Below are 10,850 nucleotides of genomic sequence, written 5' to 3' on the forward strand. Positions count from 1 at the left end.
GCCACGTCCTCGCCACCGGCACGGGCTTCGACCGCGGACGGGACCGGCGCTCGACCACCCGGCGGTTCCCCGGTGCCCAGGTGGTCCCTACGCGCTGACGCGCTGCCGGCGCAGCGGCACGACCAGGGGAGTCTCGGTCTCCGGGTCGGCGATCACCCGGCACGGCAGGCCGAAGACGTCCTCCACCAGCTCCGCGGTGACGATGTCGGCCGGCCTGCCCTGGGCCACCACGCCGACACCGGGTTTCATCGCGATCAGGTGGGTGGCGTACCGGCATGCCTGGTTGAGGTCGTGCAGGACGGCGACCAGCGTGTGGTTGCCGTCCTCGTGCAGGTCGGCGCACAGGTCCAGCACCTCGACCTGGTGCGCGATGTCGAGGAACGTGGTCGGCTCGTCCAGCAGCAGGATCGGCGTCTGCTGGGCCAGCACCATGGCCAGCCACACGCGTTGCCGCTGCCCGCCGGACAGCTCGTCGACCAGCCGGTCGGCCAGGTCGTGCACGCCGGTCAGCCGCATCGCGGCGGCGGTCGCCTGCTCGTCCTCGACCGACCACTGCCGCAGCAGCCGCTGGTGCGGGTACCGGCCGCGGGCCACGAGTTCGCCGACCGTGATGCCGCCGGGCGCGATGGAGGTCTGCGGCAGCAGCCCGAGCCGGCGGGCGACCTCCTTGGAGCGGTACGTCGAGATCGCCTCACCGTCGAGGTACACGGCGCCGGTGCGCGGTTTGAGCATGCGCGCCAACGCCTTCAGCACGGTGGACTTGCCGCAGGCGTTGGGGCCCACGATGACGGTGAACGAGCCGTCCGGGATCTCGACGTCCAACCCGGACACGACCACGCGCTCGTCGTAGGACAGCGTCAGTTCCGAACCGCGGAGCCTGGTCACGTCGTGCTCCCCTTCCGCCACTCGTGGGCCAGCAACCACACCAGGTAGAGCCCGCCGATCGCGCCGGTGGCGATGCCGACCGGCAACTGCGTCGTCGGGAACAGCCGTTGCACCGCGAAGTCGCTGACGACCAGCAGCAGGCCGCCCATGAGCGCCGCCGCGGCCAGACCGGGCCCGGACGCCCCTGTCAGCCGGCGGGCGACCTGCGGCGCGGCCAGCGCCACGAAGCTGATCGGCCCGGCGGCGGCGGTGGCGACGGCGGCCAGGCCCACGCTCACCGCGAGCAGGGCCAGGCGGGTGCGCTCGGCGTCCACGCCCAGCCCGGTCGCGGCGCTGTCGCCCATCTCCAGCAGCGCCAGCCGCCGGCCGAGCACCAACGCGCACGGCAGCAGCACGGCGAGCACGGCGGCGACCACCTGTGCCTCGTCCCAGCCCCGGTTGTTCAGGCCGCCGACGAGCCACGCCTGCGCGGCCAGCGCGCTCTCCAGCGTGGCCCGGGTGATCAGGTAGGAGTTGACCGCGAGCATCATCGCGCTCACGCCGATGCCGATGAGCACCAGCCGGAAGCCCTGCACGCCCTGCTTGAGCGCCAACAGGTACACGGCGGCGGACGTGAGCAGGCCCGAGGCGGTCGCGCCGAGCGCGGTGGCCGTCATGCTGCCCTGGGCCAGCACGAGGACCGCGATCGCGCCGGTGGCCGCGCCCTGGGTGAAGCCGATGATGTCCGGGCTGGCCAGCGGGTTGCGGGACAGGCTCTGCAGGATCGCGCCGCTGAGCGCGAGCGCCGCGCCGACCAGCAGGCCGGTGATCAGGCGCGGCAGGCGCAGCGTGAAGACGACGAAGTCGGCGTAGCCGTCGCCCTGCCCGACGACCGTGGCCAGCACCTCGCCGACGGTGAGCGGGAAGTCGCCGGTGACCATGGTGGCGACGGCGGCGACCACGGTGAGCACGGCGATGGCCGTGCTGACGCCGAGGGCGCGTTCGCTGATCCGCAGCGAGACGACGGGGGTGCGGACGGTCCTCACAGCGTGGCCGGCTTCCGTCGCCTGCACAGCGCGATGAACACGGGTGCGCCGATGAACGCGGTGATGATGCCGACCTCCATCTCCTGCGGTGCGACGACCACCCGGCCGACGACGTCCGAGCCGAGCAGCAGGATCGGCGAGAGCACCGCGGAGTACGCCAGCACCCAGCGCTGGTCGCTGCCGCCGATCATGCGGGCCACGTGCGGCACGGTCAGGCCGACGAACGCGATCGGCCCGGCGGCGGCGGTCGCGGCGCCCGCCATGAGCGTGACCGCGAGGACGCCGAACGCGCGGGTGCGGTTGACGTTCGCGCCCAGCGCCTTGCCTGTGTGGTCGCCCAGCGCCAGCACGTTGAGGTTGCGGGCGAGCAGGAACGCGATCAGGATCCCCGGCAGCACGAACGGCGAGACCTGGCCGATCAGCTCGAAGTCGCGGCCGGCGAGCGAACCGACGTTCCAGAACCGGAACGAGTCGAACGTGTGCGTGAACAGCAGCAGGATCGCCGAGACGTACGCGTAGAGGACCGCGGTCAGCGCCGCGCCGCTGAGCACCAGCCGGTCGGGGGTGGCCGCGCCCCGCCCGGCCGCGCCGAGGACGTAGACGACGGTCGCCGTGCCCGCCGCGCCGGCCAGCGCGAACCACACGTACCCGGTGGGGCTGGTGATGCCGAAGAACGCGATGGCGGACACGATCGCCGCCGCCGCGCCCATGTTCACGCCGAGCAGGCCGGGGTCGGCGAGCGGGTTGCGGGTCAACGCCTGCATCACCGCGCCGGCCAGGCCGAGCGCCGCGCCGACCAGCAGGCCGAGCACGGCCCGGGGCACGCGGACGTCGCGCACGATGGCCGCGTCGCCGGTGCCGTCATCGGCGAGGAGCAGCGAGAAGGTGTCGGCGAACGGGATGCTCTTGGTGCCGATCCACAGGCTGAGCAGCACGATCAGGCCCAGCACGCCGATCGACACGAGCAGGCCGACCCCTCGCACCGCTTCGCGCGACACCCGCACCTCCCGGAAGTTTAGGTAAGGCTAACCGACACACGGCGCAAGTCGATCGCCCGGTCAGTCGCGGTGCCGTGGACGGTGGGCGCCCGGTGACACCGCTGCTTCGGGCTCGGGGCGCGCGCCCGACCGGTTCGCGGTGATGGCGCGCAATCGCTGCCCGAGGGGCACGACCCCCGGTGGCCGGATCCCCCGCGGCACGCCGGCCGCGGGGGATCCGGCCCCGGTCACGACGTGCGGGTCGTGCCCCCTCGGTGAGGGGCGGGCCGGCCGGTGACGTAGTGGCTGTAGACGCCGAAGTCCATCGGGTCGCGCCCCCCGTGCGCGGACTTCGTGAACCTCGGCTTTCAGAAGCTCTCGGCCGCGCTCGCCGCGTCCTCGTGCGCCTGCTCGCGCCGCTGCTCGACGTCGGCCGCCACCAGGTCGGGCCGGAACTCGACCTCGACCACGTCGGTGATCCCGGCCCAGCGCAGCCAGCCACCGAAGAACGGCCGCTGGAAGTCCGTGCCGAACGCCGGGTCGCGCCCGTCCCCGTACACGGCGCTGGTGTAGACGACGGCCGCCTTCTTGCCCTTCAGCAGACCGGAGTAGCCGCGTTCCGGGTCGAACCCGAACACCAGCCCGGGCTGGCTCACCACGTCGATGAACTGCTTGAGCACGTACGGCACGCCCGCGTTCCACATGGGCACGCTGAACAGGTACGCGTCGGCGGCGGCGAAGCGGTCGAACGTCCCGGTCACCGCGTCCCACGCGGCACCGGTCGGCTCCTGCCCGGCGAACACCGCCATCTTGGCCGCCACGGCGTCCGGGCCGAAGGCGGGCAGCGTGCCGTCCCAGAGGTCGAACTCCTCCACCCGGTGGCCGGGATGGCTCACCCGGTAGGCGTCGAGGAACGTGCGGGCGATCGACAGCGACTCCGAGGCCTCGCCCCTCGGTGACGCGGAGATGTGCAGCAGGGTCGTCATGGTCCGTCCTCCGTCACAGTGAACCGGACTTCGGTCCGGTTGAGTGCCACTGTAACGGACCACGGTCCGGTTCTGCGCGGAGACGCCGCTCACGTCACGCTCTGCCCCGTGAGCACCAGAGCGGCCAGGGCGGCGAGGTCGGTGGCGACGCGGTCGGCGGAGAACGCGTCCTTGGTCGCGTGCCGCAGGTCGGCGCCCAGCGGGGCGAGCAGCGCGTGCGCCAGGTAGTCGGCGTCGAGGTCCGGCCGCGCCTCGGCCAGCAGGATGCGCACGTGCAGGTGCCAGAACCGGTACGCGCCGGTCCGGTAGCGGGCACCGGGACTGGCCGTCTCCGACAGCCGCACCAGGTCGAGGTTCGCCTCCAGGAACCGCGCGTAGGCCGTCGTGAAGGCGATCAGCCGCTCCCCCGCCGGCGCGTCCGGGCCCAACGGGGGCGGCCCGCCCAGGATCGCGCCCTGCAACTCCTCCTCCCGCGCGCCGAGCAGCGCCGAGGCCAGGCCCGCCTTGTCGCCGAACCGGCGGAACAGCGTGCCCTTGCCGACCTCGGCCTCGGCGGCGATCTGGTCCATCGACACGTCGGCGACGCCGTGCCTGGCGAACAGCCGCGCCGCGACGTCGAGGATCTTGGCGCGGTTGCGCGCCGCGTCCGCCCGCTCCTTGGGCGGGGACTCCCGCAGCCGGGCCAGTTCCACGTGCACACCGTCGCCGTGCGCGGACATGTCCGTCATGGAGGCGGACTGTAGTCCGGCTCGGCTGGGCTCGACCGGCGGGAAGGTGACCCAGTGGTGACGCGCAGAATGGCCGCGCAGCTGGGCGTGGCGGCGGGACTGCGGGTCATCGGCACGGCGAGCCCGGCCAACCAGGAGCACGTCGCCGCGCTCGGTGCCACGCCCACGACGTACGGCGAGGGCTTGGTGGAACGGGTGCGAGCGCCGGCGCCCGAAGGGATCGACGCGGTGTTCGACGTGGCGGGCAAGGGCGCGCTCCCGGCGTCGATCGAGCTGCGCGGCGGCACCGACCGCATCGTCACGATCGCCGACGCCGCCGCCGCCGCCGAACTGGGCGTGGTGTTCACCGGAGGTCCGCAGCAGCGGTCCGCGCGACGACTGGCCGACCTGGCGGAACTGGCCGCGAAAGGCGAGCTGACCACCGTCGTCGGCGGGCACGTTCCCGCTGGTCGACGCCGCCGAGGCGCACCGCGTCAGCGCGGGCGGCCACGTGCGCGGCAAGCTGGTCCTGATCGCCTGAGCCCGCCGCCCGACACCCGAACCGCCTCTGGACACTTGGTCACCACTGCCTGTAACACATGGTTAACAAGTACCGGCAGGAGTCCGAGGAGGTCCGATGGCGGCACGGGACATGGATCGACGCACGCTGCTGCGCCACGCCGGGGCGGCGGGTGCGGCCGGGGCGCTCTCGGCGCTGTTCGGTAACGTGCCCGCGATGGGTCAGCCGGCCACGACTCCGTTCGACCTGCACTTCGCGGTGACGCACAAGCACCGCCCGTTCGACCTGGTCGCGCCGCGGTTCGTGCAGTACGACAGCGCGATCGCCCCTCCCCCGGCCACCTCCGGCACGCTGGTCAGCACCGGTGTCCGGCCCCGTGCGCCGTTCGGCTCGGTGCTGGTCGAGGTGCAGCGCGCCGAGGGCGTGGTGGTGGCGGGCCTCGCGGGCGGCGCCACGTCCGTGCTCGGCACGCTCGACGCGACCGCCGGCCGGGCCACGATCGAGGTGACCACCGGCGGTGCGACCACCGTGGTCAAGTCCGCCGAGGTGCGCGTGACCGGCGCGTTCCGGTTCGCCGTGGTGGTCAACGAGAACGCGGTCACGGTCCTGGTCGACACCACCGGCACGGGCACGGGCTGGCAGCCGGTGCTGACCGAGCGGGACGGCGTGCGCGCGCTCGTCGACCTGCGGGTACCCGCAGTGCTGGGCGGCCTCGACTACGTCTACGGCGGACGTGGCGGCGACGTGCGGCTGGGCCGCGTCCGCGCGGGCTACTTCGGCCAGGCCGGTGTCCGCGACCCGCACGTCGTGCAGCACGCCGACGGCAGGCCGTTCATCCGCGACGGCAAGCTGTACCTGACCATGACCAACGCCGGGCTGGGCTTCTTCCAGCAGGCGCACTGGGCGGTGTGGACGATCGACCTGGCCGACCCGTCCGAACTGGAGCAGGTCGCCGTGCTGTTCTTCGAGCGCGACGGCGTGGTGGTGGGCGACCACGCCGGGCAGATCGTGTACGACGACCGCACCGGCCGGTTCATCCTGCTGATGAGCTCGTGGGGCGACTTCGCGTTCCGGGGCGTGCACATCCGGCACACCACGACCACCGCGAACGTGCTGCGGGGCGTGCACGTCCTGCGCACCGAACGGCTGCCGCTGCCGACCGCCGTCAGCTCCTGGGACCCCGCGCTGACCCGGGTCGACGACCGCTGGCACCTCGCGTTCGTGGAGAGCGAGGCGCAGCAGCCCGCGTTCGTCTTCCACCCCGCGCTCGCCGTCGCGGCACCCGGCGCGGACTACACCCGGACGCGGCTGGTCGGCGCGGACACCGCCGTGGACCAGACCGAGGGCACGATCCTGCAGCGGGTCGGCCGCGAGTGGTACCTGTTCGCCAGCGACGGCGACGCCCGCAACTACCCGGTGTACGACCTGGCCATGCGCAAGCTGGGCACGCTCGACGCGCCCTACGGCACGAACATCCCGCACCCGATGCTGCTGCCGGTCGGCCGCGAGTGGTGGCTGATCACGTTCGACGGCACGCAGTACGCCGAACCCGTGCTGGGGTACGGCGGGCACGGCGACCTGATCGTGATGCGCAGCCCGCTGTGACGTGAGGCCGGCGGCGGGTCCCGGCGCGGGCTTGGCATTCTCGTGGGGTGACGAACCACATCGACGAAGCTCTGCGGGCGTTGGCGGACGGCGACATCGGCCGGGCCAGGGACGCGGTCCGGGACGGGCGCACGCCGTTGGCGGCGGCGTTGGCCGGGCACTTGGCGGCGACGCGGGACGGGTCGGTGTACGACCAGCCCGCGGCGTTCGAGGCGTTCATCGACGGCGGCGGCAACGTGGGGCTCTACCGGGCGGTCACGGAGGCGTTGGGGCGGGTCTACGCCGAGGCGCGGCCGTCGAGCCTGCTGGACATCGGCTGCGGTGACGGGCGGGCGCTGCGGCCCGCGCTGGCCTCCGAGCACGCGCCGGCTTCCGTGACGCTGGTCGAGCCGTCCACCGCGCTGCTCGACGCGGCGGTGCGCGCCCTGGCCGGGTACGACGTCGACGCCCGGCACACGCGGGTGGAGCCGTTCGCGGCGGGGCTGCCCGCGGGCGCGGTGTTCGACGTGGCCCAGTCGACGTTCGCCCTGCACACGCTGCCGCACGAGGTGCGCGACCGCGTGCTGGCCGACCTGGTGGGGCACGTGGGCGTGCTCGCCGTGGTGGAGTTCGACGTGCCGGACCTGCCGCACGCGAGCCCGGAGCACCGCCGGTTCCTGGCCGAGGCCTACGAGCGCGGGCTGGCCGAGTACGACGCGGACCGCGACCTGGTGGCACAGGGGTTCCTGATGCCGGTGCTGACCGGGCAGCTGGTGCCGGGCGCGACCCGGGCGACGTGGGAGCAGCCCGCGTCGCGGTGGGCGGAGCAGGTCGAGCGGGCCGGGTTCACCGAGGTCCGGGTCACCCGGCTGCACGACTACTGGTGGTCACCCGCGTTCCTGCTCACCGCTGCGGGATCTCCTGCCGCGGGGTCTCCCGCTGCGGAGTCTCCTGCCGCAGGGTCTCCCGCTTCCGGGTCTCCCACAGCAGCGACGCCGCCACGGTGAGCACCAGCACGGCCGCCGAGCCGTGCACCATCAGCGCGTAGGCCACCGTGCCGCCGTTGGTCATGACGGCGACGCAGTCACCGATCGGGATGATCGCGTCGGCGAGCACGACCCAGCCGAGGGCGCGGCGGTGCCGCAGCAGCAACAGGATGAGCGCGGTCAGCGCGTAGGCGAGGTCGCGGACGCCCTTGACCACGAAGTACCCGTTGCCCTCCGGCCACGGGTCGATGCCGAACCCCGCCGCCGAGTTCTGCGGGTCGAGCAGGAAGCTGAGGCCGAAGTAGCAGCCGGCGAGGACGACGAGCACGGCGAGACCCGTGTTGACGCGGTGGTGGGACATGCCCTGACTCCAGGTGCTAGCAGTGCTAGGAACAAGAGCGAGACTAGATCTAGCTACGCTCGAATGTCTAGCACTGCTAGAAATTCTTTGCCCCGGTCTAGTGCACCCTCTTGTCCGCCGCGTACCAGGCGTCACCGACCGGCTCGCCCGCGAGGTTCCAGCTCCAGGATACGGTGGGCGTGATGCGCAGGTAGGTGCCGGGACCCACCAGCCCGGTCCGGTCGAAGGGCTGCTCGGCGTCGCCGTACACGCGGATGCCCCGGGCGACGAACGGTTCGAGCGACACGAGGTCGTCGACCACCAGGGCCACCTTGTGGTGCCCGGCGGCGACGTTGCGGAACTTGCGGGTATCGCGCACGGTCGGACCGCCGCCGACCCACAGGAACGTCCCGTCGAACTCGACGGCCACCGGCACGACATCGGGCTGCCCGCCCGAACCGAGGGTCGCCAACCGCCCGAGCGGCTGCGACCGCAGGTACGCGATCTCCTCATCGGTGAAGGCCATGCCGAAAGGTAACCGGCCACGGCGGCGCCGAGCGTTTTCCCGCCCGCGTGTCACAGCCGACCGGGGCTGTCTCGTCTCGTGTCCGGCAAGACTCGTCCACAGTGAGGAACAGGTCATGGGCAAGCAGGTCGCGCTGGTCACCGGGGCGAACAAGGGCATCGGGCGCGGCGTCGCCGAACAGCTCGCCGCGCTGGGCATGACGGTCCTGGTCGGCGCCCGGGACCCGAGGCGCGGTGAGGAGGCCGCCGCCGCGTTGCGGGCGCTGGGCGGCGACGTGCACGCGGTCACCCTGGACGTCACCGACCAGGCCGCCGCCCGGGAGGTCGCGCGGCACGTCGGGGAACGCTTCGGCTACCTCGACGTGCTGGTCAACAACGCCGGCATCACCGGCTCCGGGCAGGTTTCGCCGGCGGACGCCCACGACCAGGTGCCGAGTGCGGTCGACCTGGACGTGGTGCGCCGGGTGTTCGAGACCAACGTCTTCGGCGTGATCGCGGTGACCAACGCGGTGTTGCCGCTGCTGCGGCGGTCGCCCGCGGGGCGCATCGTCAACGTCAGCAGCCACGCCGGGTCGCTGACCCTGATCGGCGACCCGGACGGGCCGTTCGCCGGGCTGCTGCCCTCGGCGGCGTACTCGCCGGCCAAGACCGCGTTGAACGCGCTGACAGTGCAGTACGCCAACGAGTTGCGCCCGGACGGCATCCTGGTCAACGCGGTCGCACCCGGCTACGTCGACACCGACAGCAACAACCACACCGGGTTCCTCACCGTCGCGCAGGGCGCCGCGGTCGTGGTGCGCGTGGCCACGTTCGGCGCGGACGGGCCGACCGGCGGGTTCTTCGCCGCGGAAGGCCCGCTGCCGTGGTGACCCGTGCCGAGCGGTTCGAACAGCTCCGGCCGCTGCTGTTCTCGATCGCCTACCGCGTCCTCGGCAGCGTCGGTGAGGCCGAGGACGCGGTGCAGGAGACCTGGCTGCGGTACGACGCGTCGCCGACCGAACCGACGTCGACCAAGTCGTTCCTCTCCGCCGTGGTCACCCGGATCTCGATCGACGTGCTGCGCTCGGCCCGCGTCCGGCGCGAGGAGTACGTCGGGCCGTGGTTCCCCGAGCCGCTGCTCGCCGACCCGTACTCCGACCCGGAGCGGTCGGCGGAGCTGGCCGACTCGCTGTCGATGGCGGCCCTCCTGCTGCTGGAGCGGCTGTCCCCGCTCGAACGCGCGGTCTTCGTGCTGCGCGAGGTGTTCGGGTTCGGGTTCGGCGAGGTCGCGGCGGCCGTGGGTCGTTCGGAGGCGGCGTGCCGCCAGCTCGCGGTGCGGGCGCGCAGGCACATGGACGCCGGTCGGCCCCGGTTCGAGGCCGACCGGCGGGCGCGGGAGGAACTCGCCGAGCGGTTCTTCGACGCCTTCCGGGAGGGCGAGGTCGACGGGTTGCGCGCACTGCTCGCCGCCGACGTGCGCCTGGTCGGCGACGGCGGCGGCAAGGCACCGCAGTGGTCGACCCACTTCGCCGGCGCGGAGAACGTGGCCCGGCTGCTCGCCGCCCTGGTACCGCCGTTCCTCCGCATCGGCGGCCTGGTGGAACCGCGCCCGGTGAACGGCGAGCCGGGCGCGGTGCTCCGCGACCGGGACGGCAAGGTCGTCGGCACCTGGGCGCTGGACATCGTCGACGGGCAGGTGCGGACGATCCGCACCGTGATCAACCCCGACAAGCTCGGGCACGTGGGCCCGGTGGCGGACGCCTGGGCGGTCCTGCGGGAGACGACCCGGGTCGCCGCCGAAGCCCACCCTCCGCGCACCGACCAGGTCATCCGCGCCACGCCCGGTACCGGTGTGGCCGAGGTCGGGTGAGCCTCATCGGGCCCGTGCGACGACCGGGAGTTCACCGTCCGGCGCGCCGACCGGGCCGCCGCGAACGAGGCGGACGCCGGGTCGACCCCGGTCACGGCGTGGCCGGCGCGGGCCGGCCCGAGCGCCAACCTGCCCGTGCCGCGGCGGTCGTCTTGCCGCTGCCACCGAGGCCGTGCATCACCACGTGGGTGCCCCGCTGCGCACGCGCGGCGCGCACCAGCTCTCTGATCAGCTCCGCGCGCCCGTGCAGCGTGCCGTCGAGCCGGAACGTCGGCGGCACGACGGACACCGGGCCGGTACCGAAGTCCGCGCCCGGCACGGTCTCCTCGATCCCGCGGTCAACGCGTAGGCGGTCCGCTCCGGCCGTCGGCCTTCGCGGCACGTCCCGTGCTCGACGATGAACCCGGCCTTGGCGAGCCGCCCGAACACCATGGAGAGCGAGCCGTGGGTGAACTTGACGCTGCGG

13 protein-coding genes are annotated in these 10,850 nt (G+C 73.2%); 5 read left to right on the forward strand and 8 right to left on the reverse strand.

What is annotated here, in order from left to right; translation table 11 throughout:
* Positions 1-87: 87 nt before the first annotated feature.
* The 5 genes from B0I31_RS13740 to B0I31_RS13760 form a co-directional block, all read right to left on the reverse strand.
* Positions 88-885, reverse strand: a complete 798-nt coding sequence (locus tag B0I31_RS13740; RefSeq protein ID WP_181320152.1) for an ABC transporter ATP-binding protein — start codon at positions 883-885, stop codon at positions 88-90.
* A complete protein-coding gene (locus B0I31_RS13745) occupies positions 882-1,910 on the reverse strand; it encodes a FecCD family ABC transporter permease (protein WP_245949872.1) in 1,029 nt (342 codons plus the stop codon). The genes B0I31_RS13740 and B0I31_RS13745 overlap by 4 nt, the downstream gene beginning before the upstream one ends.
* Entirely contained in the window at positions 1,907-2,908 is a 1,002-nt protein-coding gene (locus tag B0I31_RS13750) for a FecCD family ABC transporter permease (RefSeq protein WP_106615738.1), read from the reverse strand. The genes B0I31_RS13745 and B0I31_RS13750 overlap by 4 nt, the downstream gene beginning before the upstream one ends.
* 347 nt (positions 2,909-3,255) lie before the next feature.
* A complete protein-coding gene (locus B0I31_RS13755) occupies positions 3,256-3,873 on the reverse strand; it encodes an FMN-dependent NADH-azoreductase (protein ID WP_106615739.1) in 618 nt (205 codons plus the stop codon).
* 89 nt (positions 3,874-3,962) lie between these two features.
* Entirely contained in the window at positions 3,963-4,592 is a 630-nt protein-coding gene (locus tag B0I31_RS13760; RefSeq protein ID WP_181320170.1) for a TetR/AcrR family transcriptional regulator, read from the reverse strand.
* 78 nt (positions 4,593-4,670) lie between these two features.
* Between B0I31_RS13760 and B0I31_RS43090 the strand changes: the two genes are divergently transcribed.
* Genes B0I31_RS43090 through B0I31_RS13775 form a run of 3 tightly spaced genes read left to right on the forward strand, consistent with a single transcriptional unit; the run spans position 4,671 to position 7,691 of the window.
* Positions 4,671-5,306 carry an MDR/zinc-dependent alcohol dehydrogenase-like family protein gene (locus tag B0I31_RS43090; protein ID WP_245949874.1) on the forward strand — a complete coding sequence of 212 codons (636 nt, stop codon included), beginning with the start codon at positions 4,671-4,673 and terminating at the stop codon, positions 5,304-5,306.
* On the forward strand, positions 5,218-6,705 hold the full coding sequence (locus B0I31_RS13770; protein WP_106615740.1) for a hypothetical protein: 1,488 nt from the start codon (positions 5,218-5,220) through the stop codon (positions 6,703-6,705). The genes B0I31_RS43090 and B0I31_RS13770 overlap by 89 nt, the downstream gene beginning before the upstream one ends.
* A gap of 47 nt (positions 6,706-6,752) precedes the next feature.
* Positions 6,753-7,691, forward strand: a complete 939-nt coding sequence (locus B0I31_RS13775; RefSeq protein ID WP_106615741.1) for a class I SAM-dependent methyltransferase — start codon at positions 6,753-6,755, stop codon at positions 7,689-7,691.
* Here B0I31_RS13775 and B0I31_RS13780 read toward each other — a convergent pair.
* Both B0I31_RS13780 and B0I31_RS13785 read right to left on the reverse strand, forming a co-directional pair.
* Positions 7,588-8,031: a DUF4267 domain-containing protein gene (locus tag B0I31_RS13780; RefSeq protein ID WP_106615742.1), complete on the reverse strand. Its 444-nt coding sequence runs from the start codon at positions 8,029-8,031 to the stop codon at positions 7,588-7,590. The genes B0I31_RS13775 and B0I31_RS13780 overlap by 104 nt on opposite strands.
* Before the next feature lie 97 nt (positions 8,032-8,128).
* Entirely contained in the window at positions 8,129-8,536 is a 408-nt protein-coding gene (locus B0I31_RS13785; protein ID WP_106615743.1) for a PPOX class F420-dependent oxidoreductase, read from the reverse strand.
* A gap of 115 nt (positions 8,537-8,651) precedes the next feature.
* On the opposite strand from B0I31_RS13785, the gene B0I31_RS13790 reads away from it, so the two are divergent.
* Both B0I31_RS13790 and B0I31_RS13795 read left to right on the forward strand, forming a co-directional pair.
* Positions 8,652-9,404, forward strand: a complete 753-nt coding sequence (locus tag B0I31_RS13790; protein WP_106615744.1) for an SDR family NAD(P)-dependent oxidoreductase — start codon at positions 8,652-8,654, stop codon at positions 9,402-9,404.
* On the forward strand, positions 9,401-10,384 hold the full coding sequence (locus B0I31_RS13795) for an RNA polymerase sigma-70 factor (protein ID WP_106615946.1): 984 nt from the start codon (positions 9,401-9,403) through the stop codon (positions 10,382-10,384). The genes B0I31_RS13790 and B0I31_RS13795 overlap by 4 nt, the downstream gene beginning before the upstream one ends.
* Positions 10,385-10,475: 91 nt before the next feature.
* Here the strand turns inward: B0I31_RS13795 and B0I31_RS13800 are convergent, their stop codons facing one another.
* On the reverse strand, positions 10,476-10,703 hold the full coding sequence (locus B0I31_RS13800) for a P-loop NTPase family protein (RefSeq protein WP_181320175.1): 228 nt from the start codon (positions 10,701-10,703) through the stop codon (positions 10,476-10,478).
* Positions 10,704-10,850: the final 147 nt, after the last annotated feature.

The sequence above is a fragment of the Saccharothrix carnea genome (assembly GCF_003014735.1).
GTDB classification, from domain to species: domain Bacteria; phylum Actinomycetota; class Actinomycetes; order Mycobacteriales; family Pseudonocardiaceae; genus Actinosynnema; species Actinosynnema carneum.